Genomic DNA, 24825 nt, shown 5'->3' on the forward strand with positions numbered 1-24825 from the left:
ACGATGAAAAAAGGATTGTTTTTAGTGCTTTTAGCCATTTTTATGATGGTCACAATTCATCCGTTAAATGCTCATGCAGCTGAGACAAATGGTTGGACGAAGCGAGCGGACTTACCGGAAGAGCGTATCGGAGCAAGTGTAGGTGTAGTTGACGGAAAAATATATGTATTCGGTGGAGCTAGCCAGCAGTCTAAGTTCAATGATTCAACATATATGTATGATCCTAAAACTGATTCGTGGACAGAAAAATCAGCTATGCCTAGGTCAAGAACAGGTGCTGCTTATGCGACAGTAGATAAAAAAATCTATGTCATTGGAGGTCTCTATGAAACGACTAAAACAGTTCATAGAACTATGGATGTTTATGATACAGAACTTGACCAATGGACAGAAGAACCGATTAAGATGCCTGATAAATTTATATATACATCCTATACAACAGGTGCCTTACGAGCTGTTACAGTTGGAGAAAAGATTTATATCGTATCCTCTTTATCATCCTATCAAGAAAATTTTTATTCCTATGATACGGTAAGTGGAGAGTGGGAATCTTTAGATAGTTCCCTATTAGTGAATCACCAAGGTAGAAGTATTTCAGAAATAAATGGGAAAATATATATTGCTGGTGGTGAGGCTAATGTTAGCCGAGGGAAAGATAAAGACATTTTAGAATATGATTTGTCGCTAGGGAAGTGGCAACGCTTAAAGGATGTTCAATTAAATTCTTTTGCCTATGAAGCTGCATTTGCGACATATAATCATAAACTATTTATCATTGGTGGTCAGCAAATTGGAGATAGATCTAGCAAATTATTAAAACAAGTTCAAATATTTGATCCAAAAACTAGTCAAGTTAAAGATTCTTTATATGAAATCCCTGAAGGTAGAGTTGGATCTGTGGCAGTAATTGCTGATGACCAATTATATGTTATTGGTGGAAGAGACTATGCTGAATCAATTGGTAGTCATTCTGTCAAAAACAATTTTAAATCTGTTATCTCTATTCCATTAAAAGATCTGCAAAAAGTGTCAACGGATCAGGAGGAAACAAAGCCAGGTGATGATACAACCGAAGAGCCGAAAGATCAGGACGGGACAAAGCCAGGTGATGATACAACAGAAGAACCGAAAGATCAGGACGGAACAAAGCCAGGTGATGGTACAACAGAAGAACCAAAGGATCAAGACGGAACAAAGCCAGGTGACGGTACAACAGAAGAACCGAAAGACCAAGATGGGACAAAACCAGGAGAAGAAACTGCGAAAGGTATACTTTCCATTACCATGATCAATGGGTTACAAAAGGATTATCTGCTCTCAATGAAAGAAATCAACGATTTTCTTAACTGGTACAAAGAAAGAAGCTTTGGAATTGGGATGAACTTTTATGAGATCAATGATGAACACAATAAAGGACCTTTCACAAGTAAGAAGGATTACGTGGTGTACCAAAATATATTAATGTTTGATATCAAGCAATATTGATAAAATGAAAGCTGCTGATAATAGATTAGCAGCTTTTTATATTTTGTATTATTGTTAAAATTAGGATGAACATCATAAAAAAATAAGATATTTTTTTAAAAATCTGCTAAACATCCCATAACCACGTCCGATAATACAATTGTCAGGGTTGATAAGCCCTAGAATAAAGGACTTTTTTCAGACAAGGACGTCTGTCAGGTCCCACATACATGGAGGTAATAGGAAATGAGAATTAACCACAATATCGCAGCACTTAACACATTAAACCGTTTGTCTGCAAACAACGGTGCGAGCCAAAAGAACATGGAGAAACTTTCTTCTGGTCTTAAAATCAACCGTGCAGGAGATGACGCAGCAGGTCTTGCAATCTCTGAAAAAATGCGTGGACAAATCCGTGGATTAGAAATGGCTTCTAAAAACGCACAAGACGGTATTTCTCTTATCCAAACAGCTGAAGGTGCATTGACTGAAACACACTCAATCCTTCAACGTGTTCGTGAACTAGTGGTTCAAGCTGGAAACACCGGTACACAGCAAGATGAAGACTTAACTGCAATTAAAGATGAAATGGATGCTTTAATTCAAGAGATTGATGGTATTTCTGATCGTACAGAGTTCAATGGTAAAAAACTTTTGAATGGTGCGTATAAAGCTTCTACTCCACCAGTAGCAGCTGATCCATCTTTAGTTTTCCAAATTGGCGCTAACGGAACACAACAAATCAAAGTTAATATCCAGGATATGGGTGCAGACGCATTAGGCGTTGATAATGGTACTGGTGGCATCACTGCAAACCAATCCATTAAAGATTTAGATGTAACAGCTTTTGCAACTAATGCAGCAGATGCAGCAGATGTTGGTTTTGATACTCAACTTAAGATTGTTGATTCAGCTATCAACCAAGTATCTTCTCAACGTGCTAAACTTGGTGCAGTCCAAAACCGTCTAGAGCACACAATCAACAACCTTGGTGCTTCTGGTGAAAACTTAACAGCTGCTGAGTCTCGTATCCGTGACGTTGACATGGCGAAAGAAATGAGTGAGTTCACTAAGAACAACATTCTTTCTCAAGCTTCTCAAGCAATGCTTGCACAAGCGAACCAACAGCCACAAAACGTACTTCAATTACTACGTTAATGAAAGGCCCCTTGATGGGGCTTTTTTTATGCTGTTTTTTCCTTCGCATTTCCTCCAGTCTTATGATTCTTAAATCCCTCTGATAAATCATGAAAAATGACCTCTAAATTTGGCATACTCTAGCGAAACGATCATAATGAATAAGACTTTTTACTTATTTATTCCTTTTTTGTTAAACATATTCCATTAAAGTTCGATAAATGGATTGTAAGGCTTACAAAAAAATTCTAATTTAGAACTTTTGGACATGGATGTCTAATTGGTTCAAACACATGGAGGTCATTTAATATGAGAATTAACCACAATATCGCAGCACTTAACACACTGAACCGTTTGTCTGCAAACAATGGGGCAGGACAAAAGAACATGGAGAAGCTTTCTTCTGGACTTCGTATCAACCGTGCAGGAGATGACGCAGCGGGTCTTGCAATCTCTGAAAAAATGCGTGGACAAATCCGCGGATTAGAAATGGCATCTAAAAACGCACAAGATGGTATTTCTCTTATTCAAACAGCTGAAGGTGCATTAACTGAAACTCATGCGATTCTTCAACGTATGCGTGAGTTGACAGTTCAAGCGGGTAACGTAGGTACACAGCAGACTGAGGATTTAACGGCGATTCAAGATGAGATTAAAGCACTTGTTGAAGAGATTGATGGTATCTCAAGCCGCACAGCATTTAACGGAAAGAACCTTTTAAATGGAGATGTTACAGACGGATTCCAATTCCAAATTGGTGCGAACAAGGAACAACATATTATTGTTGAAATTGGTAAAATGGATGCAGAAACATTAACAGTTAAAGATATTGATGTAAGTGTTGATGGCTTCAATTTCGATACTGAAATTGAAAAAATCGATGCGGCAATCGGCGCTGTATCTAAACAACGTTCATCACTTGGGGCGGTCCAAAACCGTCTAGAGCACACAATCAACAACCTTGGTGCTTCTGCTGAAAACTTAACAGCTGCTGAGTCTCGTATTCGCGACGTTGACATGGCGAAAGAAATGAGTGAGTTCACTAAGAACAACATTCTTTCTCAAGCTTCACAAGCAATGCTTGCACAAGCGAACCAACAGCCACAAAACGTACTTCAATTATTACGTTAATTAAAAGCCCCCGTTGAGGGGCTTTTTTTATGTTGATTTTAGCAATTGATGTAATTGAAAGTCTGGAACAGCTTCGTAGAAGAAAGCTTGATTTAATTCATCATTCTTTTGATCCCACCTCTGCCACCAGTGGCCGACCTCACCAGTGGAGTCAGCTTGAATCATGTCTTGCAGCTGCTCTAGGTTGATGATGTTTCTCGGTTCTATTAAGAATGAATGCATACGATGATATGCCTCAAGGTATTTAGTTTGTTTTGTTTGAACGGCATATTGTACATAATAATTGAAAAATTCTTGTACAAATGTCAGATGGGGAATGGGGGTTCCTTTTAACTCGACGCCTTCCCATGCCATATCCGCAATTGCACAAAGCCACCAGCCAAGTTCATTGGCGTGCTGCATTTGTTGTAAGGTATGCCGTTCAAAAGAAATAAGCTCATTTTCTTGTGCTTGTTTGAGCATACGCTCAAGTGTCTGTGCCTCAAGAGCTGCCTTTGTCATTCCCTGACCATGTATTGGATCTAATGTGCATAAGGCATCACCCATGACCAATAAGCCGCTTGGCCAATCTTCCATTTGTTCATAGTGGTTTCTGACACAAGCCGGAACTCTAAATCCTTTTGGTTTCGTATAGGGAATTAAATGAGTGATGGCTTCTGCTATCGAGGGATTGGTCAGCCTAGCGGTCTCTGCATCAAACTGATCAGCGTCCGTTGTTGGATAATGAGAGCCGCCAGCTGCTGAGAGAAGAACCGCTACTAAATCATGATCTACTCGTTCAAACAGTCCTGTTGGAATTTTCTTATTTGGCTGTCCAACGATGACCATTGGTTCCAGATTCGGTGCCTCAGGTGGTATTTGGTAGTATCTTGTGCTATAGCCAAGAGACACGATTAGCTCATCTGTCTGCGGCAAGGTTCGCCCTGCGCTTTTCAGCCATTTTGGCAATTTAGACATTCTTCCAGACGTATCAATGACTAAGTCCGCACTTATTTTGTTGATGATTCCAGGCTTTATCCTCCGATCTTTGACCTGTAATCCACTCACTTTAGTCGTTTCTTCTTCAAAAAGAAGAGCGATCGCTTCATGTTTTTCTAAAAATTGAACACGTTCCTCACGTAACATTCTTTGCATCAGCACCCACTCTAGCATGGCACGTCGTGTGACAGCTGTTTCTTCAGTATCGGTGAGTACTAACTCGCCATCTTTTGTCAAAAATCGAGATGTCTGATGCCATGTGTTGTACCCGCCCATTTCGAGTAATTCTTTTGTATAACCAGGAAATAGACGTTCCACTATTTGTTTGCCTAGTGGCAGCATTCTATGTGGATGAAAAGCTTGAGGCGTGCCAAGACGATTCTCAGGAGAGTCTGGCAATTCGTCCTTTTCAATAATCAATACTTCAAGGTAAAAACTTGATAAAACCTTTGCAGCGAGCATTCCCGTTATTCCGCCTCCGATGACGATCGCCCGCTCATACTTCATGGGTTGTGTCACAACATGCGCCTCCAGTGAATATATAAAATGGTTACATGACCATTTCATCATATGTTGATTTTCTAAGTATAGCAAATTCTTGTTTTTTTGAATATAGAAAGGAATTGGCATACTTTTTACTCGTAAATATGAAAAAAACTTCAATCTTGATCATTATTTTTTAAAAATAATGATCAAATTTAAGAGGAATGACCGATAAATACATTAAGGGGGTAGAGAAGATGGATATACTACAGAGTATTGTAACAGCAGCACCTTATATGATGAAGATTTTAAAAGATGAAGTGACGATGGGGGTCATTGATCGAGAAAAATTCTTGCTGTATTTGCCATCAAAAGATGTGGATTTTCAAATACGGACAGGAGATCCCATTAAACCAGATGATCAGAATATGAAAAATGCGCTTAGAGGCGAAACATCAAGTACATTTGTACCTGAATCGGTGTATGGGACGCCTTTAAATGCAATGGGATTACCTATTTTCGATGAAAATCATCAAGTCATTGGTGCAATTGCTTTAGGTTTTCCGCTTAAAAATCAAATAGAACTCGAGGCGTATATGGAGTCATTGAACGACATCATTCAAAGTATTCAAGAAAAAGTACATGTGGTGGCGGCTCATTCAGAAGAGCTCTCTGCGACAAGTGAGGAAATGACATTCCAAACACAGCAAACACTTGAAAGCTCGAAAAAAACTTCAGATATTACAAAAATGATCAAAGGTATCTCTAAACAAACGAGTTTGCTAGGATTGAATGCTTCAATTGAAGCGGCCAGGGCAGGAAAAGAGGGAGCGGGTTTTAGTGTTGTAGCGAGCGAGGTTCAAAAGCTCTCAAGCGAAACCTCACGTGCAACGGAAAACATAGAAAGCTCATTGCAAGGGATTTCCTCTAATATACATACATTACTTGAGAGTATGGGCCATATGAAAGGGTCATCTTCAGAACAAGCTTTATTAGTGACGGAGTTTAGTGAAATTGTAGACAGGTTGACGACAGTTAGCAAAGAAATGAAAGAATTTATGCAAAAGGTGATGTCAACGTAAAAAACGAATCCAAAAAGGGTTCGTTTTTTTTGCTGGCTCGTTATTTTCTATTTTTCTTATCAAAGCGATAATCGTATGTTTCACCTTTGACCACATTTAAAAACTCATGTCCAATTTGAACGAGCTGTGCATTTTCCCATTTGATCAGTGGATCTTTATCAGGGTACTTCCAGTAGATTGTTTTCTTGTGATGGGTGAGTTTGTTTTCAATTTCTGCTCTGACCGCATTCTCTTTTAGCTTTCCTCCGCTATGTCGATACGTGTTAATGGTATAGGTTCCATCAGGTGATGATATCGAGCGGATGAATGTCCCGTGAGACACGCCTTGAAGAGAGAAGCATTTCCAGTAAATAATTCCGGCGAAGCTAAGACATAAGATGGCAAGGATGATGGTGGTTTTCTTTTTAAACATGAATTCCTCCAGGTATAGATCGCAATATTCTAATATATGAGAGAGAATACAAAAAGATTCATATAGTCCAAAAGTTCTATTCATTTCAATTATCGGTCATTTTTTCTCAACATTCAACAGTTAGCCCGAAAAGGTAAGGAAAATTTAAGGATGCATTCAGATCACACTGGTCATTCTAAAACACTTTACAAAAGAATTTGCGATCAGTAGACTTATGCTCATATAGAGAAATGGGGCAGATGGAATGAATCAAATCATAGATACGTATCAAAATTATGAAGAGCTTTCCGCTCATGAAAGAAAAGGGATTGACTATCAGATTCTTCATCAGCGGAAAGGGGATCAGCTTCTCGTCCTGTCACCTCATGCGGGAGGAATTGAATCTGGCGTGAGCGAGCTGGTCCATGAAGTAGCAACCGATTATTCTATGTATTTATTCGAGGGCCTTAAAGTGAAAGGCAATCATGTTCTTCATATTACGAGCACACGTTTTGATGAGCCGATTTGTCTTTCTCAAGTGCATACACATCATTATACGTTTGCACTCCACGGCTATGGAGAAACAGACGTCCTACAAACTTTAGTTGGCGGTACCGACAGGGAAAAAGCTGCTGAAACAGTGAAGCGTCTCACACAAAATGGCTTCCATGCCTTACTTTTATCTGAATCGGATCAATTTGCTGGAACACATCCTCAAAATATTAATAATCAGTGCCTCACAGGAAAAAGTGTTCAAATTGAAATTAGCCAAGCTCAGAGAAGAGCTTTCTTTCAAGACTTTAGGCGGAGCCGTAGGCGTGATACACAAACCGAACAATTTTATCAATACACAAATGTACTGAAACAAGTGTTAAGCCTTTATGAATAAACTTCTGACGTCACGTGTGCTGACGCTTTTGTTTGATACGCAGCTTCATTTTCTGCGACCTTGCCGGCTCTCATTAAATAAGAAGTAAATTCTTTTTGAAATTGAATGCCGGCTCTTCGCTGTTCAAATAGAGCAAGCCGTTTTTCAGCAAAAGCCCGAGTGACATGAAATGTTTGAGCAATATGCAAAATGGCTTGCTGCCTAAGGTTTGGGAGCGTCATTTGCAGTAGCATAAAAGTCGGAACACAAAAGTGATACATGAATTGTTTTGCTTGAAACTCTTGCAGTTCTCGAAAGAGCTTGTGCATGTTAAAGTGGTTGCCTGTATGCTTCAGCACATGACAAAGCTCGTGGGCGAAATCTTGCCACTGTTCTTCTGACGATAAGGCTCTGTTTAAAATAATACTGTAAAGACCTTGATGTTTGATCATCATGCTGCCAGTATCCTCGTAGTGTACCCATACATGAAATTCAGCTGCGATCCTATGCATGTCTACATAGGCAGGACCGCTTATTTGCAGTTGAGTGTATAACCGTTTAATATCTTCTTCTAAATGGGTTAAAAAATAAGTCATGTCAAAACCTCCATACAAACGTATGTTCTATTTTTGCCATAAAAGAAAAGTCCATATAGGACTAAATGGCTAATAAAGCTATCGCTTACTTTTTATATCGGCTTGTTTTTAACAATTTTAACATAAAATCAAAGAAAATTGGAAGTTTTTCCTGTTTTTTATTCTATTTTTTTATTTTTTATAAAGATAAAACGGCGATTGAATTCAAATTTTACCATAGTCTTCTGACGAAAACAAACAAATTTGTCTTACGTTTGCCACCGATTGATGAGCAAGATCAAACATCAATTGAACAAAAAGGAGTGCAAAACATGGTACAAATTTATCAAGATTTTATTCCAGTTGGAAACGGAAATCGGCCAGGATATGCTATGACGCCGCTTTATGTAACTGTGCATAACACAGCCAATACATCTAAGGGAGCTGACGCAAAAAGTCACGCGGCATATGTCAAACGCTCAACAACAGAGGTAAGCTGGCACTTTACAGTGGATGACAAGGAAATTTTTCAGCATCTCCCTTTAAATGAAAATGGATGGCATGCTGGGGATGGACATGGAGATGGCAACCGAAAATCGATTGGCATTGAAATTTGTGAAAATGAGGATGGAAACTTTCAACAAGCTGTCAAACATGCCCAGTGGCTTATTCAAAAGCTTTTAAAAGAACATGGCATTCCATTAGCAAATGTGGTGACGCATCAGCATTGGTCAGGAAAAACATGTCCACGTCTGCTGCTAGCTACATGGGATGAATTTAAAAGAGGAATTGAGACTGCAGGTGATCCGGAAACGGTGATCACATATGTGGTGAAAAGAGGGGATACGCTAACGAGTATTGCCAAAGCCCATGGTGTCACAGTGAGTGATTTACAGACATGGAATCAGATTAGTGACCCGAACATGATTCGAGTTGGACAAGTTCTCAAGATTTATCGTACAGAAGAAAAGCTCAGTTATGAACTGCCGGATGGGGTGTTAAAGGTGACATCACCTCTGACAAAGGGGGAGCATGTACGTCTCGTCCAAAAAGCGCTTGCTGCTGTGTATTTTTATCCTGACAAAACAGCTGTAGACAAGGGCATTGATGGCGTTTATGGGGAAAAAACAGCCAATGCCGTCGCGCGATTTCAACTAATGAATGGTCTAACAAGTGATGGGGTATACGGTCCTAAAACAAAAGTGAAGCTGCTTCAACTATTAAATCAGTAAGTCTTTCTTTTTGGCCGCTTGAATGACGGCTTCACTCTTTTCATGTAATCGGCAGACATATGGGGATGGCTTAAATTCAGCAAACTGAACATATCTCAATTGTTTAAGTTTCTTTTTCATATTGGCACCTCAATCGTTGCAGCAGTTGGTTTTATTGTATGCAAGTAGATGTGAAAACGGAAGTAGGACGCGGATGAAGTTCCGCGTCCTTTAGTGTAATCAAGCTTTTTTATTTTTATACTCATCTAGGAGCTGTTCATTCTTTTTGAAAATACGCTCCGTATGGGGACTTACTTTGTAATCAGCCATACTAATATGGCGTTTTTTCTTTAAAATCTTAAAAGGGTTTTTCTTGCGATTGTTATTATCCCCTTGAAGTGCGTGTTCCATCTTCATCACCTTCCTCTTCGTCAGGCAAGATTAGATCATAAATCGTTGTAAGTGAAGTCATTAATAAATAGTCGAATTCAGTGACAATATCCTCAGAGGTCAGCTTAATCACAAAGTGTGCATCCGCTACTGAAAACGGGATGAGAACCAATTTGCCGAAATCATCGTAATACACTTCCTGCCTGTCAAGCTTTGCTTGAATGAGCGCTCTCTGATCAAGTGTCCGCAGCAGGTCATCTTTTTGCTCCTGCTTATCATAAGTACAAAGAACTGCTTGAATATTCATTTTTTCTGCAAAAGAATAGATCAGTCGTTCAATTCCCTCTATATAAGCTTCTATACTTCCATAATATACATGGATCGGTTCGTTTTTCAATAGGTATTGGTACGTTTTTAGTTTATTGAGGTAAGAATGAAGCAGGTCGTTATTTTGTTCTAGGAGTTGATGGGTGTCGGTTTCAAGTTCATGATTTCCGAGTTTTTTAATATAGGAGCTGAGGAAAATAAAGGCATCAGTTAATGCGAAAAAAACAGCAATAATCAGGTAGTGCATCCAATCGGTGAAGATTGAAGCAGGGTCATTTGTCCAGTACACAACAGCACCCGCTACATAAATCCAATACCACGTTTTACGAATCGCAAACATCTTTTCTTTTACTTTTTGTTCAAAGCGCCATACCGCAAATACATATACAGCAAGAGCTCCTAGCAATAACCAAACAGTCAATTGAAAAAATAATAGCATGTTCTTCTCTCCCATAGACAGATGGATACTTATTTATTTCTATGGGTATGATTGGAAACCCTGCTTCATGAAAAAATGGCTTGCAGAAAAAGAGCATTTGAGAATCCAAACACAAATAAAAAAAGACCTGTTAGACAGGTCTTTGATATTAGAGAATCGCATTTAACACAAAGTATATAAGTGCCCCTAGAGTTCCCGAAATCGGTAATGTGATCACCCAAGTGACAAGCATACGTTTTGCCGTACCCCAGTTGACTCCTTTTACTCTATGTGCAGAACCTACACCTAGAATAGAAGATGAGATCACGTGAGTGGTACTAACCGGTAAGTGAATAAATGTCGCACCGAAGATAATAGCTGCACCCGTTAAGTCTGCAGATACTCCGTTTACTGGACGAATCTTCATGATTTTACCGCCGACTGTTTTAATAATCTTCCAGCCGCCGATAGACGTACCTAGTCCCATTGCAAGCGCACAAGAGAATTGTACCCAGAAAGGAATGTCGTCTGTTGTATGCAAATTACCTGCAATTAAAGCCATCGTAATAATTCCCATCGCTTTTTGCGCATCGTTTGTTCCGTGGGTATACGATTGCAATGCAGCCGTTAAAATTTGAACACGTCGGAATTGTTTATTTGTTTTTGCGAGATTGTTGTTTCGGAATACAATTTTGATAATGGTATACACGATATATCCCAAAACAAAAGCCAGGATAGGTGAAAGCAAAAGTGCTTGAATGATTTTAATGAATCCCGAATAGTTTAAAGCGCCAAAACCAGCAGAGGCAATAACAGCTCCTGCAATTGATCCGATCAGTGCATGTGAAGAACTACTCGGAATCCCGTAATACCAAGTAAGCAAGTTCCAAGTAATGGCTGCAATTAAAGCAGCCAAAATGACGACAGATCCGTTTTGAAGTGTAAAAGGATCTGCGATGTCTTTTGTAATGGACTTTGCCACACCTGTAAATGTCATTGCTCCTAAGAAGTTCATGAACGCTGCCATAATAATAGCATGTCTAGGCTTTAACGCTTTTGTTGAAACTGAAGTGGCAATGGCATTTGCTGTATCGTGGAATCCGTTAATGAAATCAAAAGCAAGTGCACAAATGACAATAAGTATGGTAAGGATGAGTAATGTATCCATGTTTAACTAACCCCGTTACGCATTCTTCATAATGATTGTTTCTAGATTGTTGGCAACACTTTGACAGGAATCTGCGATTTCTTCAAGTGTTTCGTAAATTTCTTTGTATTGAATGACCTTAATTGGATCTGTTTCTTTTCCAAACAAGTTCTTTAGTGATTTGCGGTGAAGATTGTCACAATTATGCTCAATCTCTTTAATTTTGATTGCGTGCGGATGAATATCTTTTAAGCGATTTTCAGCCAGTAATTCAATAGTTATTAAAATTTCTTTCGCACATTCTCTGATGTAGTGGCTGAATTTGTCGATATGTTCGTCAGAGCTTGTAATTGAATAAATTTCTAATGTTGCAGAAAAATGCTCAATGCCGTCTAAAACATCGTCGAGGCTATTCGTCAATTGAAGAATGTCTTCACGTTCAATCGGTGTAATAAAGGCTTTATTCAGCTCTTTAATCATGGTATGAACATGATTATCACCTTTTGTCTCATATTCCTTCAATGTGTCAGAAAATTCTTTCAGAGTGGTTTGATTTGTTACTTTATAGCTAACAAAATACTCAGCAGTTTCATCTAAATTTTTAGCAATTTCCGTTAACAAGACGGAAAACTTGTCTTTTTTCCTTTTTAACATGTAAAAACCCTCCATTGTATAAATGAGACAATGCACACATCAAATAATTATATATTCTTTTGTCGAAAAAAAACAGGTGTAGTCGAAAATTTCTTCACTTTTTCTATTTGATCTTATTCTGACCTAAAGATGTGATCTCAACTCACCTTTTTCAGAAAGGGGAAAAGAAAGCAAAAAAGCGGACCATTTTTGGCACCGCTTAAACGTTAAGAAGCTGAATAAACAAGCTTAAATCGCTCACAAACAAGAAGCATATCTTCCTTAAATGTTAATCCGTACGATTTAAGTGCTTCTGTGAAAAATTCTTCATGTTCTTTGTACCAATAGTCATATGAAAGATCGCCTTCACCTTCTGCTTTTGCAAATGATTCAGGAACCTCATTCATTGGCATGATATCTACTTGCGTGATCTCTATGATGGCTTTTGGTTCCTCCCGGCTGTCCAAAATGACCGCATAATGACCGGGTTTTGGAAGCGGCTCTTGTTCTTTTTCGTAAAAAAGGTATCCAGAACAAGTGGCTGTTTTTTTTCCTTGTTGTACAAGGTCAAGCAAGTGATCTGGATTTGCGCCAAATGCCCAAGCAGAAACAGAGGCGTGATCAGGAGTTTTTCCTGATTTTTCTTCCCAATAAGATTCCCAAAATAAAGTGCTTTTGTGGTTCATCCTTTTTCCCCCTTTGTTATGAGTTTATTATATCGTGAAGTTTCCTACTTGAAAAACGTATGTCTTTATTACTACAAGATGTGCATGTCATATGTTTTGAAAACATGTGTTTTGTTTGGCAGATATAGGATGATAGAATGAAAAATTTTGAAATTTTAGAATAATCTATTGTATTCTGGTCAAGAAGTCGGTAAGGTCAAAGTAAGAATATGGAAGGGGTGTTGTTCATGAAACGCATTTCTCTAACTGTTTTGTCCATATGTCTGTTTGTTTTCTCGTTTTTTCTGCCGGTCAGCCAAGTCACTGCAAACGAAACTCATGGGAATAAAGTAGCTGTTGGCAAAGATGGGATGGTGGCTACTGCACATCCGCTTGCATCGGAGATTGGTGCTGACGTATTGAAAAAAGGTGGGAACGCAGTGGATGCTGCTGTTGCCATTCAGTACGCACTTAATGTAACAGAGCCAATGATGTCTGGAATTGGCGGCGGCGGATTTATGATGGTTTATGATGGGAAGACAAAGGAAACATCCATCATCAATAGCAGAGAGCGAGCACCACAGGGCGCAACACCTGACATGTTTTTAACAGATGATGGAAAAGTGATTCCGTTTGCTGAGCGATCTACACATGGAAATGCGGTAGGTGTTCCAGGGACTGTAAAAGGTCTTGAAGCTGCATTAGATAAGTGGGGTACTCGTTCTATGAAGGAATTGATTGAGCCCTCCATTCAACTTGCAGAAGATGGTTTTGAAATTGATTCTGTCTTGGCAAAAGCGATTGATGATCATCAAGCAAAATTGAAAAAAACGGCCGCAGCGCCAATTTTTCTTCCAAATGATCAGCCGCTCGAAGAAGGAGATCTGCTTGTCCAGCCAGGTCTTGCAAAAACATTTAAACTTATTGCGAAAAAAGGAAGCAAAGCGTTTTATGAAGGAAAAGTAGCAAAGGCACTTGCAAATACAGTTCAAGATTTTGGCGGGACGATGACTTCAAAAGATATCAAACGTTATGAAGTCAAGACTGACAAGCCAATCTGGGGAGACTATAAAGGATATCAGCTTGCAAGCATGCCACCACCAAGCTCAGGCGGGGTGTTTATGCTACAAATTCTCAAAATACTTGACCATTTTAACCTGTCTCAGTATGACCCCAAATCATTCGAAAAATATCAGCTTCTTGCTGAAACGATGCACCTCTCCTATGCTGACAGAGCCGCATATGCCGGCGACCCCGAATTCGTAGATGTTCCACTAAAAGGACTATTAGACGATGATTACATTTCAGAAAGAGCCTCTCTCATTCAATTAGATCAAATGAATCGCAGCCCGAAAGAAGGAGATCCTTGGGCATATGAGGATGAAAAAAATCCATCCCCAATTGTTCCTCAGCCAGAAGATAAAACCATTGGTGAGACGACCCATTTTACTGTTGCAGATCAGTGGGGAAATGTTGTGTCATTCACCACTACCATTGAACAATTATTTGGTACAGGGATTCTTGTTCCAGAGTATGGATTTTTCTTAAATAATGAACTAACTGATTTTGATGCACGACCTGGCGGTGCAAATGAAGTCCAGCCAAATAAACGTCCATTATCAAGTATGACCCCGACGATCATTTTTAAAGATGGAGAGCCTGTCATGACTGTTGGATCTCCTGGTGGAACGACGATCATTGCTTCTGTTTCACAGACGATTCTCAATTTACTTGAATATGACATGGAGCTTCAGGATGCGGTAGAAGAGCCAAGAATCTACACAAACAGCTTAACTTCGTATCGTTATGAAGTAGGTGTCCCTCTAGATGTAAGAACAAAGTTAAATGATATGGGTCACCAGTTTGGCAGTTCACCTATTGATATAGGGAATGTGCAAGCTTTACTGATTGATCGAAAAGCAGGGACATTTACTGGAGTAGCTGATTCAACGAGAAATGGAACTGCTGTTGGTGTCAATCTAAAGGTAGCTGCAGATCAATAGCATTTCCCGGGAAAAGAAGCGCCTCATCAAGAAGGCGTTTCTTTTTTTCATTAAAATAAAAACACAGTTGACACCTGTGAATAGTTTGAATAATATATAGACTAACATCAATCATACATAGCTGATCGGACAACCGAAGGCTCTTGGCATTGACGTACAGGACTTTTTTGTACTTCAATCGCTGAGGGCCTTTTTTGCGTATAGAACTGAAAACGGCAAGGTTGGTGTCACTATTCAATGTGAAAGGGAGCGGATAACGTGAAAAAATGGATATGGATGTCTATTGCGATCACACTTTTCATCATCACAAGTGCTGCATGCTCAAATGCGAATGAAGCCTCAAATCAAAAGGGAAAGGTTGAGCTTTTGAATGTGTCATACGATCCTACCCGTGAATTGTATCAGGAATACAATCAAGCCTTTCAGACTTATTGGAAAGACAAAACCGGTGAAGATGTGACAATCCAGCAGTCTCATGGAGGGTCAGGTAAGCAGGGGAGATCGATTATTGATGGACTCGAAGCAGACGTGGCTACACTTGCTCTTGGGTACGACATTGATGCCATTGCAGATCGAGGGCTACTTTCAAAGGATTGGCAAAAAGAATTTCCGAATCAGTCCACACCTTATACGTCTACTATTGTGTTTCTTGTGAAGAAAGGGAACCCCAAAAATATTAAAGACTGGGATGACTTGATTCAGCCAGGTGTATCTATCATCACACCAAATCCAAAAACGTCAGGCGGTGCAAGATGGAATTATTTAGCCGCATGGGCATATGCCGATAAAACCTTTCATGGGGATGAAGAAAAAACGAAGGATTTTGTGAAAAAGTTATATGAGCATGTCGAGGTGCTCGATTCAGGTGCTCGTGGCGCCACAACAACTTTTGTCGAGCGCGGTCTTGGTGACGTGTTAATTGCTTGGGAAAATGAAGCCTATTTGACACTGCATGAATTAGGCAAAGACAAATTTGAGATTGTCAGTCCTTCCATTAGTATTCTAGCAGAGCCGCCCGTTGCCGTTGTCGACCAAAATGTGAAACGAAAAGGAACAGAGAAAGTGGCAAAGGCTTATTTAGATTATTTGTATTCTAAAAAAGGACAGGAAATTGCGGCGAAAAACTATTATCGACCAAGAAATCAAGAAGTGCTAAACAAATATAAAGATCAATTTAAAGAAATTGATATGGTGACCATTGATCAGGCATTTGGCGGATGGCGAAAGGCGCAGAAAAGATTTTTTGATGATGGCGGATTATTTGATCAAATATATAGCGGACAAAAATAGGGGGCGACGTGATGAAGAAAGGCTATGCTGCCGCCAATAAAAGAAAACGTGTATTGCCTGGATTCGGGCTGAGTCTCGGAGTGACACTTGTTTATGTCAGTGCGATTGTCGTGATTCCTTTATCTATGGTATTTATTTGGACGGCTTCATTAGGAGCAGAAGGAATTTGGAATGTCTTTAGTGATGCGCGGGTGCTAAAGTCGCTGCAGCTTACGGTTACGACTTCTTTTGCAGCTGCACTCATCAATGCAGGTTTCGGTGTACTGATCGCATGGGTTCTCACGCGGTACTCGTTTCCAGGAAAGAACATCCTGGATGCCCTCATCGATTTGCCGTTTGCTCTTCCAACGGCAGTGGCTGGCATCGCTTTGACGACTCTTTATTCTCCGAATGGGTGGATTGGGCAATTTTTGCATGTGAAGGTGGCATACACCCCGCTCGGGATTATTTTGGCACTGATTTTTATTGGCATTCCATTTGTCATAAGAACGGTTCAACCGGTCATTGAGGGGCTTGAGCAGGAAGTGGAAGAGGCCGCAGCCATACTTGGTGCTACAAGAAAACAGACCTTTTTTCATGTACTGCTGCCTGCCTTGTTTCCAGCGGTGATGACTGGATTTTCTCTTGCATTTGCAAGAGCACTCGGTGAATATGGCTCCGTTGTGTTTATAGCGGGAAATATTCCGTTTAAAACAGAGATTACACCACTGATGATCATGTCTAAGCTTGAACAGTATGATTATCAAGGTGCCGCAGCCATTGCCTGTTTCATGCTGCTCTTATCATTTGTCATTTTGTTATTGATTCACGGATTGCAGTGGTTTGTCGAGCGAAAAACAAGTGGAAGTGAGGTGAGATGATTGGAAAGGGAGCTTCTTAAAGAGCACCGCATCAAGTACAGGAGTCCTGTGACGGAATCAAAAGCGGTGAAGCGTATGTTGATTAGTGTGGTGTATGCTTTTTTGATTTTGTTTTTACTTATGCCGTTGATTGCTGTGTTTTCAAAGGCTTTTGAGAAAGGATGGAGTTCTTATCTTCTTGCCATCTCACATCCAGACACGCTTGCGGCAATTAAATTGACTGTTTTCATTGTGATGATCACATTGCCGCTTCAAATGATTTTTGGGATCAGTGCTGCTTGGATCATCACAAAATTTCATTTCCCGGGAAAACGTTTGTTAACGACTGTCATTGATCTTCCATTTGCGGTGTCACCTGTCATTGCAGGACTTGTATTTGTACTTTTATTTGGTTCAAATGGACTTTTAGGACCGTGGCTTTTAGCAAATGGATGGAAAGTGATTTACTCTGTACCGGGGATGATTCTTGCGACCATCTTTGTGACATTTCCTTTTGTTGCGAGAGAGTTAATTCCGTTTATGCAAAATGAAGGCATTCATGAGGAAGAAGCATCGCTTACGCTTGGTGCCAGTGGGTGGAAGACCTTTTTCCTTGTGACACTTCCAAATATAAAATGGGCCCTTTTTTACGGCGCCATTTTAGCAGGGGCAAGGGCGATTGGTGAATTTGGTGCAGTGTCAGTTGTATCCGGTCATATCCGCGGAATGACAAATACAATGCCGCTTCATATAGAAATTCTATACAACGAGTATCAATTCCAAGCTGCTTTTGCCGTGGCCTCTCTCATGGCGTTTGTAGCGGTCATCACATTAATCATCAAGCAGATCATTCAGCAGAGAGATCACAGGCTTGGCAAGCGTTCAAAATAAATGGAGGGATCAGCCTTGGGGATTACAGCGAAACAAATATCAAAGCAATTTGGGCAGACGAAGGTTTTGCAAAACGTGGATTTGACGATCGGAAATGGGGAATTAATATCCTTACTAGGACCATCTGGATCAGGTAAGACGACTTTATTAAGAATTATTGCAGGGCTTGATGATGCGAATACAGGGCAGATCTTATTTGGAGAACAAGATTATACTCACATTCCAGTGCGAAAACGGCAAATTGGTTTTGTCTTTCAGCAATATGCGCTTTTTCGAAATATGACGGTATTTGATAATGTGGCTTATGGATTGAAGATGAAACCTAGAGGAGAAAGGCTGCCTAAAAAAGACATCAAAGAGCGGGTGCATGAGCTGCTGAAAGTTGTTCAATTAACGCAGTATGAACACCGTTATCCAGAGCAGCTGTCAGGTGGACAAAAGCAACGTGTAGCACTCGCACGTGCTCTAGCCGTTAAACCGAAAGCTCTTCTCTTAGATGAACCTTTTGGTGCACTAGATTCAAAGGTGAGAAAAGAATTAAGACATTGGCTGAAAAAAGTTCATCAAGAATTTCAAATGACGACCATCTTTGTGACGCATGATCAAGAAGAAGCGTTTGATATCGCTGATCGTGTTGTAGTGATGAATGAGGGCAGAATCGAAAAAATCGGCACAAAAAAAGAAATGACAGAGCAGACAGACAACCTTTTTGTAGCTGAATTTTTAGATATAGGAAGCCATATTTAACAAGAAGTTGATGTGATGTAATGAAAGAGATGCGGCAAAAAGCTGCATCTTTTTTTATAAAAATTTTCCTAGGAACATTGACTTATAATTTCGAATATTATAATATCTTTACAAAGGTAACAGTATTGAACATTTTATAAAACATCTATTTGTAAGCGCTTTACAAAAGGTTCTATTTTAAAATGTTCATTCTTTTTGTTACATGTGTTCATATTTATACCAAATGAAAGGGGTGGTTGTTTGAACAGCTTGTTTGAGTTAGATCAACAGCTGATTGAGCTGCAATACGAAGCATCTTCAAGTGAGGAGGTGACTGCCTATTTAGCAGAAAGGTTAGAAACTGGAGGGTATATTAAATCGAGCTTTTTACCAGCAGTGCTTGAAAGAGAAAAAACATATCCGACCGGTCTTCCTCTTGCGACCTTTGGGGTGGCCATTCCCCATACAGATCCTGAACATGTAAACAAACCGGCGATCAGTGTAGCGACATTAAAGGAACCTGTTATTTTTCATAAGATGGGAAGCCCTCATGAGACAGTTCAAGCCAAAATTGTGTTCGTTCTGGCAATCTCTGAACCTAGTAAGCAGCTCGTGATGTTAGAGAAACTGATGACGCTTTTCAGAAAAGAAGAAGTAATGACAAGTTTATCTCAGATGACATCGTATGAAGAAGCCGTTGATGTACTTCAAAAAGAATTAAACCAATAGCTATTCACGACATAATGTAAGCGCTTTATCTAAAATCAGGAGGTGGATGTATGATCAAGCAAGCCGTCGATTTTATCTTAGACTTAGGGCCAACAATTATGCTCCCAATTATTATGACGTTATTCGGTATGATTTTAAGGCAAGGATTTAAAAAATCCTTCCGTGCAGGTATTACGATCGGAATTGGATTTGTCGGGGTCAATCTTGTCATTAATTTACTCGTAAGCGGTCTTGGACCAGCAGCCAAAGCCATGGTCAATTCTCTTGGATTAAAGCTTGATATTTTAGATGTCGGCTGGCCGATTGGAGCCGCTATTTCATTTGGTACACCTGTTGCCCCTTTAATGATTCCTCTTGTGCTCTTGTTAAATGTTATTTTGCTGTCTGTTAACTTTACGAAAACATTGAATGTGGATATTTGGAATTTCTGGCATTTGATTTTCGCTGCTTCTGTTACTTACTACGCTTATCATAATATGTTCTTAGCCCTTGCCGTTGGTTTAATCGTTTCTGCGATTACACTAAAACTCGCCGATTGGACGGCACCGACGATTGAACACCATTTCGGATTAAAAGGCGTATCGATGGCTCATGCTGAAACGGTCAACTTCGCTCCGCTGATGTATGCGTCAAACCGCGTGATTGATAAAATCCCTGGTTTAAACAAAATTCATGCGGATCCAGAAACTTTGAAAAAACGTTTTGGCATCTTTGGTGAACCGCTTGTGATGGGTCTTATACTTGGTATCATTATTGGTCTTCTTGGCGGCTATGATGCAAAAGGTGTCATGACTCTTGGAATTCAAATGGCTGCAGTGCTTGTGTTAATGCCAAGAATGGTTGCTTTATTAATGGAAGGACTTATTCCAATCTCTGAGGGTGCTCGTTCTTATATTCAAAAGCGTTTCCCTGGAAAAAATGTCTATATTGGTTTGGATACAGCGATTGTCATTGGTCATCCAGCGAATATGGCTGTAGCCCTTTTGATGGTGCCAATCACCATTTTGCTCGCTGTCGTCCTTCCTTACAATGGCATGCTGCCGTTTGCAGACTTATCGGTTCTGCCATTTACAGTCGTATGGGCAGTAGCAGCCGCTCGTGGGAATATTATTCGCGGCCTCATTAACAGTATTTTTACTTTAATGATTGTCTTCTTCATTGCAACGAACCTTGCACCACTCGCCACAACAATGGGGAAAGCAGTTGGTTTCGACTTCCCAGAAGGGGCAAATATGATCTCTGGTATCGATCTTGGTTCACACGTCATTCCTTGGATCATGGTGAGACTTCTTGATCCGAGCAATCCTTACTTCATTGCAGCGATTGTCTGTGCACTGGCATATGCGCTTCTTTGGTACTGGGTGCGAAATGATATTAAAAAGCAGTATGCAAAAGAAATGGGCTTAGATCAGAAAGATCAATAAACGAGCTGGAGGGATTCTCATGGCAAAAAAAATATTAGTATCTTGCGGAACGGCAGTTGCTACGTCAACGGTTGTGGCAAAAAAGGTAGAAGAGACATTAAAGGAAAAAGGATACGATGTCATCGTTGAACAGTGTAAGGCATCTGAGGTTCCGCAGAAAGCGGAGGGTGCTGATTTAATTGTGACGACAACGCCTGTTAGTGATACAAAAGGAACGCCTGTGATTCAAACGTTATCTTTTTTAACGGGATTTGGCATTGAAGAAGATATTGAAAAAATTATCGATCATATTAAGTGAACGATGATTGCGTGGAGGAGCTGCGAAAGCTCCTTCCATGTCATTTGAAAGGAGGAGCTCTCATGCAGCAGCATGCTTATAGCCGAACGTCTGCCATGTTTTCTATTTTCCTTCCGGCCTTGTTAATATGTGTGTTTTTTCTCTGGTCTCTTTATACGTTGATGTCGGCAGGACCTGAGCCATTAGCTGTGTTAGGTGTCTATACGCTGCCTATCCTTATGCTTTCTAGCATCACTGGCCTGAATCAGCCAACGAATATCATGATTAGTGAAGATGAGCTGAAAATAGGTGCTTTTGGCAGGTGGCACACATATGCCGTGTCCGATATTAAAGGAAAATTGTTTTTAAAACCATATCCTCATATCGGGAAAGTATATGTCAGAGTGGGACCTGCGCGAATATTTGGCGGACGCTACTGGATTTCAAGTGAGATGAGTGAGTACAAGCAGCTCGTTCAATCCTTGCAGAGTCTTGCGACATGTGATGAAAAGGAGGATGCGGCTAAATGAAATCAGCTGTCTTTTATTCTTCAGAGGACATTCGTTACGAGGAGCGGAAGCGGCCAGCCATTGGTGATGATGAAGTATTATTAAAAATGCGTGCCTGCGGGTTATGTGGGACGGATATTTATAAAGCGACACATGAGACGGTACCTCCTGGCACAGTGCTAGGGCATGAAATCGCTGGTGACATTATCGAAACAGGCCGTCACGTCACACATGTTCAAACGGGAGACAGGGTGTATGTAGCGCATCATGTCCCTTGTTTCACTTGTGACTTTTGTCAAAGAGGATTTTATACAATGTGCCCGCAATTTGCAGCCACAAATGTAGAGCCGGGCGGTTTTTCGGAATATATTCGTGTTCCTGCTTTACATGTGAAGCATACAATGGGCAAACTCCCACATGACGTCTCATATGAACAAGGAGCGATGGTCGAACCGGTTGCCTGCTGTCTTCACGGCTTTGAAAGGGCGCCCGTTCATCCTGGAGATTCGGTCTTGATTCTTGGAGCGGGGCAAATTGGCTGCATTCAATTACAGCTTGCCAAATATTATTTGGCTGGAAAAGTGATGATCACAGACGTAAATGAGAACAGGCTCCTTCAAGCAAGAAATCTTGGGGCGGACGTCGCCTTTCATCCAGCATCTGAGCCAGTAGAAAACCGCGTCATGAAAGAAACAGATGGAAAGGGAGCGGACCTTGTCATTATTTCTGTGGGGAGCAGTGCGCTTTTAAAAGAAGCATTTCAAGCTGTTGCAAGAGGCGGAACGATTTTGGTCTTTGCTCACTTTCCGAAAGGGGATGTCTCCATTCCAGCAGAACGTTTTTTCCATGATGAAGTAAAAGTAGTCGGAGCTTATTCCTCGCATCCATACCATTATCGTGAAGCGCTAGAGCTCTTAAAAGCAAAGGTCGTTCATACAGAAAAAATGGTGACGCATCGATATCCATTAAGTCAGCTTCGTCAGGCGATAGAATGCGCTAGGCATCCAGAAGGTGAAAGCGTCAAAATCATGATGTATCCAGATGAATGAGAATGTACGAGATGGAGAGAAAGAGAAGGTCTTTGGAAAAGGGCTTTGCCTTTCTCTTTTTTTCTGAAAAAAGATGAAAACGCTTAAAAAATAAACGGAAATACTTGACTTCAATGAGAGTTAAACGTATGATAATTACAAATGTAACACATAAGAACAAATGTAAAGGGGAGAGAAGAAATGCAAAAACAAATCACTTTGCCTGAACAGATTAGTCATGAGAAATTAGCAGATTTATATAAACAAATGTGGTTAGTAAGATATTTTGATGAAAAGGTCGATCAATTCTTTGCTAAAGGATTAATCCATGGAACGACCCATTTATGTGTTGGACAGGAAGCATCGGCTGTTGGGTCTATTGCTGTGTTAAAGGATGAAGATAAGATTGTCAGTACACACCGCGGACATGGTCACTGTATTGCAAAAGGTGCAGAGGTCAATAAAATGATGGCTGAACTATTCGGACGTGAAACAGGTTACTGCAAAGGAAAAGGCGGTTCCATGCATATTGCCGATTTAGAAAAAGGAAACCTTGGGGCAAATGGAATTGTTGGCGGCGGTATTCCGCTTGCAACTGGTGCGGCGCTCACGTCCAAGATGAAAAAGGAAGGCTTTGTGGTCCTTTGTTTCTTCGGAGACGGCGCTACAAATGAAGGCAGCTTCCATGAAGCGCTGAATCTTGCTTCCATTTGGGATTTACCTGTTGTGTTTATTTGTGAAAACAACCAATACGGCATGTCTGGTCCTGTGAAAGAAATGATCAACATTGAAGACATCTCAACAAGAGCCAAAAGCTACGGAATGCCAGGGAAAACAGTTGATGGAAATGACATGGTTGAAATCATGAATACAGTAGATGAAGCGGTAAGCCGTGCAAGAGCTGGAGAAGGGCCATCACTCATTGAAATGAAAACGTATCGCTGGAAGGGTCACTCAAAGAGTGATGCGAAAAAATACCGTACACGTGAAGAAGAGACAGAATGGAGACAAAAAGACGGAATTAAACGCTTTAAGTCACTCTTAATGGAGCTAGATGTTCTGACAGAAGAACAGGCTGCTCGTTTACAAGAAGAAGCGAAGCAAGAGATCGAGGCATCTGTTGAATTTGCGAAAAATAGTAAAGAACCATCAATTGACACACTATTAGAGGATGTATACGCCTAATTAGGAGGGGAATCACGTGACAAACACGACAGTGAGAGAGATTTCATATTTAGAAGCCGTTCGAGAAGCAATGAGTCAGGAAATGAGAAAAAATCAAGATGTCTTCATTTTAGGTGAAGATATCGGCGTATACGGTGGCGCATTTGGTGTCACGCGCGGGATGATCGAGGAATTCGGTCCAGAACGCGTCCGCAATACGCCGATTTCAGAGGCTGCCATCGCAGGAGGCGCAGTCGGAGCGGCTTTGACAGGGATGCGTCCGATTTTAGAACTACAATTCTCTGACTTTATTACAATTGCAATGGATCAGCTTGTAAACCAAGCAGCGAAAACACGTTACATGTTTGGCGGAAAAGGGAAAGTGCCGCTTGTTGTCAGAACACCAGCAGGTTCCGGGACAGGTGCCGCAGCGCAGCACTCCCAAAGCTTAGAAGCGTGGATGGCTCATATTCCTGGACTAAAGGTGGTTCAGCCTTCAACAGCTTATGATGCAAAAGGACTTTTAAAAGCAGCAATGGATGATGACAACCCTGTCATTTTCTATGAACACAAGCTTTTATATAAAACAATTGGTGAAGTACCAGAAGAGCAGTATTCGATTCCTTTAGGGAAAGCGGATGTGAAGAGAAGCGGAAAGGACGTCACAATTGTCGCAACAGCCATTATGGTGCACAAAGCGCTCGAAGCAGCGAAGGAACTAGAAGCGGAAGGAATCGATGTCGAGATCATTGATCCGAGAACGCTCGTCCCATTAGATGAAGAAACCATTATTGAATCTGTGAAAAAAACAGGCAAATGTATCGTTGTGCATGAGGCAGTGAAACGCGGCGGCTACGGCGGAGAGATTGCGAGTATGATAGCGGAGAGTGAAGCCTTCGACTATTTAGATGCACCTATTAAACGACTTGGCGGTCTTGCCGTCCCAATACCGTACAACCCAACGCTGGAAAAAGCAGTCATTCCACAAGTGCCAGATATTATTGAAGCAGCAAAAGAGCTCGTGCGCTCTTAAGTAAAGGGGAGA

General features: G+C 40.6%; 27 protein-coding genes. 18 read left to right on the forward strand and 9 right to left on the reverse strand.

Going from position 1 to position 24825, the window contains the following annotated elements:
- Window positions 1-3 precede the first annotated feature (3 nt).
- The 3 genes from NST15_RS06060 to hag (NST15_RS06070) all read left to right on the forward strand — a co-directional run bounded on the left by NST15_RS06060 (window position 4) and on the right by hag (NST15_RS06070) (window position 3732).
- Window positions 4-1485 (forward strand): kelch repeat-containing protein, encoded by a 1482-nt coding sequence (locus NST15_RS06060; RefSeq protein ID WP_281201308.1) that lies wholly within the window; start codon window positions 4-6, stop codon window positions 1483-1485.
- A gap of 225 nt (window positions 1486-1710) precedes the next feature.
- Window positions 1711-2622 carry a flagellin Hag gene (gene hag / locus NST15_RS06065; RefSeq protein ID WP_017359608.1) on the forward strand — a complete coding sequence of 304 codons (912 nt, stop codon included), beginning with the start codon at window positions 1711-1713 and terminating at the stop codon, window positions 2620-2622.
- Between the two features lie 288 nt (window positions 2623-2910).
- Entirely contained in the window at window positions 2911-3732 is an 822-nt protein-coding gene (gene hag / locus NST15_RS06070) for a flagellin Hag (RefSeq protein ID WP_008346306.1), read from the forward strand.
- 27 nt (window positions 3733-3759) lie between these two features.
- Here hag (NST15_RS06070) and NST15_RS06075 read toward each other — a convergent pair whose 3' ends face one another.
- Window positions 3760-5229, reverse strand: coding sequence for an FAD-dependent monooxygenase (locus NST15_RS06075; RefSeq protein ID WP_017359607.1), 1470 nt, complete (start codon window positions 5227-5229; stop codon window positions 3760-3762).
- 221 nt (window positions 5230-5450) lie between these two features.
- Here NST15_RS06075 and NST15_RS06080 point away from each other — a divergent pair, with 221 nt between their 5' ends.
- The gene (locus NST15_RS06080) at window positions 5451-6275 is read left to right on the forward strand and encodes a methyl-accepting chemotaxis protein (protein WP_008346300.1); all 825 of its coding nucleotides are present in this window, start codon (window positions 5451-5453) and stop codon (window positions 6273-6275) included.
- Between the two features lie 40 nt (window positions 6276-6315).
- On the opposite strand, the gene NST15_RS06085 is transcribed toward NST15_RS06080, so the two are convergent.
- Complete coding sequence (locus NST15_RS06085) at window positions 6316-6687, reverse strand: DUF5412 domain-containing protein (protein WP_008346297.1); 372 nt, start codon at window positions 6685-6687, stop codon at window positions 6316-6318.
- Window positions 6688-6931: 244 nt separating this feature from the next.
- Here NST15_RS06085 and NST15_RS06090 point away from each other — a divergent pair, with 244 nt between their 5' ends.
- Window positions 6932-7555 carry a poly-gamma-glutamate hydrolase family protein gene (locus NST15_RS06090; protein WP_007498897.1) on the forward strand — a complete coding sequence of 208 codons (624 nt, stop codon included), beginning with the start codon at window positions 6932-6934 and terminating at the stop codon, window positions 7553-7555.
- Here NST15_RS06090 and NST15_RS06095 read toward each other — a convergent pair.
- Window positions 7546-8130, reverse strand: a complete 585-nt coding sequence (locus NST15_RS06095; RefSeq protein WP_008346294.1) for an ImmA/IrrE family metallo-endopeptidase — start codon at window positions 8128-8130, stop codon at window positions 7546-7548. The two genes, NST15_RS06090 and NST15_RS06095, sit on opposite strands and share 10 nt — an antisense overlap.
- Window positions 8131-8441: 311 nt before the next feature.
- On the opposite strand from NST15_RS06095, the gene NST15_RS06100 reads away from it, so the two are divergent.
- Window positions 8442-9341 (forward strand): N-acetylmuramoyl-L-alanine amidase, encoded by a 900-nt coding sequence (locus NST15_RS06100; RefSeq protein ID WP_039956311.1) that lies wholly within the window; start codon window positions 8442-8444, stop codon window positions 9339-9341.
- Here NST15_RS06100 and NST15_RS06105 read toward each other — a convergent pair.
- The 6 genes from NST15_RS06105 to NST15_RS06130 all read right to left on the reverse strand — a co-directional run bounded on the left by NST15_RS06105 (window position 9330) and on the right by NST15_RS06130 (window position 12921).
- Window positions 9330-9461: a hypothetical protein gene (locus NST15_RS06105; RefSeq protein ID WP_008346290.1), complete on the reverse strand. Its 132-nt coding sequence runs from the start codon at window positions 9459-9461 to the stop codon at window positions 9330-9332. The two genes, NST15_RS06100 and NST15_RS06105, sit on opposite strands and share 12 nt — an antisense overlap.
- Window positions 9462-9560: 99 nt before the next feature.
- Window positions 9561-9737, reverse strand: a complete 177-nt coding sequence (locus NST15_RS06110) for a type II toxin-antitoxin system SpoIISB family antitoxin (protein ID WP_008346289.1) — start codon at window positions 9735-9737, stop codon at window positions 9561-9563.
- Window positions 9706-10476 (reverse strand): type II toxin-antitoxin system SpoIISA family toxin, encoded by a 771-nt coding sequence (locus NST15_RS06115; protein ID WP_008346287.1) that lies wholly within the window; start codon window positions 10474-10476, stop codon window positions 9706-9708. Before NST15_RS06115 ends, NST15_RS06110 begins: the two co-directional genes overlap by 32 nt.
- A gap of 148 nt (window positions 10477-10624) precedes the next feature.
- On the reverse strand, window positions 10625-11623 hold the full coding sequence (locus NST15_RS06120; RefSeq protein ID WP_008346283.1) for an inorganic phosphate transporter: 999 nt from the start codon (window positions 11621-11623) through the stop codon (window positions 10625-10627).
- Window positions 11624-11638: 15 nt separating this feature from the next.
- A complete protein-coding gene (locus NST15_RS06125) occupies window positions 11639-12256 on the reverse strand; it encodes a DUF47 domain-containing protein (RefSeq protein WP_008346281.1) in 618 nt (205 codons plus the stop codon).
- Window positions 12257-12462: 206 nt separating this feature from the next.
- The gene (locus NST15_RS06130) at window positions 12463-12921 is read right to left on the reverse strand and encodes an ASCH domain-containing protein (RefSeq protein WP_342498942.1); all 459 of its coding nucleotides are present in this window, start codon (window positions 12919-12921) and stop codon (window positions 12463-12465) included.
- 227 nt (window positions 12922-13148) lie between these two features.
- Between NST15_RS06130 and ggt the strand changes: the two genes are divergently transcribed.
- From ggt to NST15_RS06190, 12 genes are all read left to right on the forward strand, one after another.
- Window positions 13149-14903 (forward strand): gamma-glutamyltransferase, encoded by a 1755-nt coding sequence (ggt, locus tag NST15_RS06135; protein ID WP_008346275.1) that lies wholly within the window; start codon window positions 13149-13151, stop codon window positions 14901-14903.
- 276 nt (window positions 14904-15179) lie between these two features.
- A complete protein-coding gene (locus NST15_RS06140) occupies window positions 15180-16193 on the forward strand; it encodes a sulfate ABC transporter substrate-binding protein (protein ID WP_342499050.1) in 1014 nt (337 codons plus the stop codon).
- Between the two features lie 11 nt (window positions 16194-16204).
- Window positions 16205-17053, forward strand: coding sequence for a sulfate ABC transporter permease subunit CysT (gene cysT / locus NST15_RS06145; RefSeq protein WP_065460216.1), 849 nt, complete (start codon window positions 16205-16207; stop codon window positions 17051-17053).
- A complete protein-coding gene (gene cysW, locus NST15_RS06150) occupies window positions 17054-17923 on the forward strand; it encodes a sulfate ABC transporter permease subunit CysW (protein ID WP_065460218.1) in 870 nt (289 codons plus the stop codon). It abuts the gene before it with no gap.
- A 15-nt stretch (window positions 17924-17938) separates the two neighbouring features.
- Window positions 17939-18670 (forward strand): sulfate ABC transporter ATP-binding protein, encoded by a 732-nt coding sequence (gene cysA / locus NST15_RS06155; RefSeq protein ID WP_017359151.1) that lies wholly within the window; start codon window positions 17939-17941, stop codon window positions 18668-18670.
- 240 nt (window positions 18671-18910) lie between these two features.
- A complete protein-coding gene (locus NST15_RS06160) occupies window positions 18911-19378 on the forward strand; it encodes a PTS sugar transporter subunit IIA (protein ID WP_017359150.1) in 468 nt (155 codons plus the stop codon).
- 50 nt (window positions 19379-19428) lie between these two features.
- A complete protein-coding gene (locus tag NST15_RS06165; RefSeq protein WP_007498866.1) occupies window positions 19429-20802 on the forward strand; it encodes a PTS transporter subunit IIC in 1374 nt (457 codons plus the stop codon).
- Window positions 20803-20821: 19 nt separating this feature from the next.
- Window positions 20822-21100, forward strand: a complete 279-nt coding sequence (locus tag NST15_RS06170) for a PTS sugar transporter subunit IIB (protein WP_008346262.1) — start codon at window positions 20822-20824, stop codon at window positions 21098-21100.
- Between the two features lie 62 nt (window positions 21101-21162).
- Window positions 21163-21609 (forward strand): hypothetical protein, encoded by a 447-nt coding sequence (locus tag NST15_RS06175; protein ID WP_008346260.1) that lies wholly within the window; start codon window positions 21163-21165, stop codon window positions 21607-21609.
- Entirely contained in the window at window positions 21606-22637 is a 1032-nt protein-coding gene (locus tag NST15_RS06180) for an alcohol dehydrogenase catalytic domain-containing protein (protein ID WP_017367078.1), read from the forward strand. Before NST15_RS06175 ends, NST15_RS06180 begins: the two co-directional genes overlap by 4 nt.
- A gap of 180 nt (window positions 22638-22817) precedes the next feature.
- Window positions 22818-23801 (forward strand): pyruvate dehydrogenase (acetyl-transferring) E1 component subunit alpha, encoded by a 984-nt coding sequence (pdhA, locus tag NST15_RS06185; RefSeq protein WP_041092295.1) that lies wholly within the window; start codon window positions 22818-22820, stop codon window positions 23799-23801.
- Window positions 23802-23832: 31 nt separating this feature from the next.
- On the forward strand, window positions 23833-24813 hold the full coding sequence (locus tag NST15_RS06190) for an alpha-ketoacid dehydrogenase subunit beta (protein WP_026050078.1): 981 nt from the start codon (window positions 23833-23835) through the stop codon (window positions 24811-24813).
- Window positions 24814-24825 lie beyond the last annotated feature (12 nt).

It is taken from the genome of Bacillus sp. FSL R5-0820, assembly GCF_038593385.1.
Classification (GTDB): Bacteria; Bacillota; Bacilli; order Bacillales; family Bacillaceae; genus Bacillus; species Bacillus altitudinis.

Excerpts from the sequence above, each read along its gene's own strand:
- NST15_RS06110 (WP_008346289.1), bottom strand. The coding sequence starts at position 9,737 with ATGAAGATGGAACACGCACTTCAAGGGGATAATAACAATCGCAAGAAA.
- NST15_RS06180 (WP_017367078.1), top strand. The coding sequence starts at position 21,606 with ATGAAATCAGCTGTCTTTTATTCTTCAGAGGACATTCGTTACGAGGAG.
- hag (WP_017359608.1), top strand. The coding sequence starts at position 1,711 with ATGAGAATTAACCACAATATCGCAGCACTTAACACATTAAACCGTTTG.
- NST15_RS06095 (WP_008346294.1), bottom strand. The coding sequence starts at position 8,130 with ATGACTTATTTTTTAACCCATTTAGAAGAAGATATTAAACGGTTATAC.
- NST15_RS06175 (WP_008346260.1), top strand. The coding sequence starts at position 21,163 with ATGCAGCAGCATGCTTATAGCCGAACGTCTGCCATGTTTTCTATTTTC.
- NST15_RS06115 (WP_008346287.1), bottom strand. The coding sequence starts at position 10,476 with ATGCTATTATTTTTTCAATTGACTGTTTGGTTATTGCTAGGAGCTCTT.
- NST15_RS06090 (WP_007498897.1), top strand. The coding sequence starts at position 6,932 with ATGAATCAAATCATAGATACGTATCAAAATTATGAAGAGCTTTCCGCT.
- cysT (WP_065460216.1), top strand. The coding sequence starts at position 16,205 with ATGAAGAAAGGCTATGCTGCCGCCAATAAAAGAAAACGTGTATTGCCT.
- NST15_RS06080 (WP_008346300.1), top strand. The coding sequence starts at position 5,451 with ATGGATATACTACAGAGTATTGTAACAGCAGCACCTTATATGATGAAG.
- NST15_RS06105 (WP_008346290.1), bottom strand. The coding sequence starts at position 9,461 with ATGAAAAAGAAACTTAAACAATTGAGATATGTTCAGTTTGCTGAATTT.
- NST15_RS06120 (WP_008346283.1), bottom strand. The coding sequence starts at position 11,623 with ATGGATACATTACTCATCCTTACCATACTTATTGTCATTTGTGCACTT.
- NST15_RS06165 (WP_007498866.1), top strand. The coding sequence starts at position 19,429 with ATGATCAAGCAAGCCGTCGATTTTATCTTAGACTTAGGGCCAACAATT.
- NST15_RS06140 (WP_342499050.1), top strand. The coding sequence starts at position 15,180 with ATGTCTATTGCGATCACACTTTTCATCATCACAAGTGCTGCATGCTCA.
- ggt (WP_008346275.1), top strand. The coding sequence starts at position 13,149 with ATGAAACGCATTTCTCTAACTGTTTTGTCCATATGTCTGTTTGTTTTC.
- NST15_RS06170 (WP_008346262.1), top strand. The coding sequence starts at position 20,822 with ATGGCAAAAAAAATATTAGTATCTTGCGGAACGGCAGTTGCTACGTCA.
- pdhA (WP_041092295.1), top strand. The coding sequence starts at position 22,818 with ATGCAAAAACAAATCACTTTGCCTGAACAGATTAGTCATGAGAAATTA.
- NST15_RS06130 (WP_342498942.1), bottom strand. The coding sequence starts at position 12,921 with ATGAACCACAAAAGCACTTTATTTTGGGAATCTTATTGGGAAGAAAAA.
- hag (WP_008346306.1), top strand. The coding sequence starts at position 2,911 with ATGAGAATTAACCACAATATCGCAGCACTTAACACACTGAACCGTTTG.
- NST15_RS06060 (WP_281201308.1), top strand. The coding sequence starts at position 4 with ATGAAAAAAGGATTGTTTTTAGTGCTTTTAGCCATTTTTATGATGGTC.
- NST15_RS06100 (WP_039956311.1), top strand. The coding sequence starts at position 8,442 with ATGGTACAAATTTATCAAGATTTTATTCCAGTTGGAAACGGAAATCGG.
- NST15_RS06125 (WP_008346281.1), bottom strand. The coding sequence starts at position 12,256 with ATGTTAAAAAGGAAAAAAGACAAGTTTTCCGTCTTGTTAACGGAAATT.
- NST15_RS06085 (WP_008346297.1), bottom strand. The coding sequence starts at position 6,687 with ATGTTTAAAAAGAAAACCACCATCATCCTTGCCATCTTATGTCTTAGC.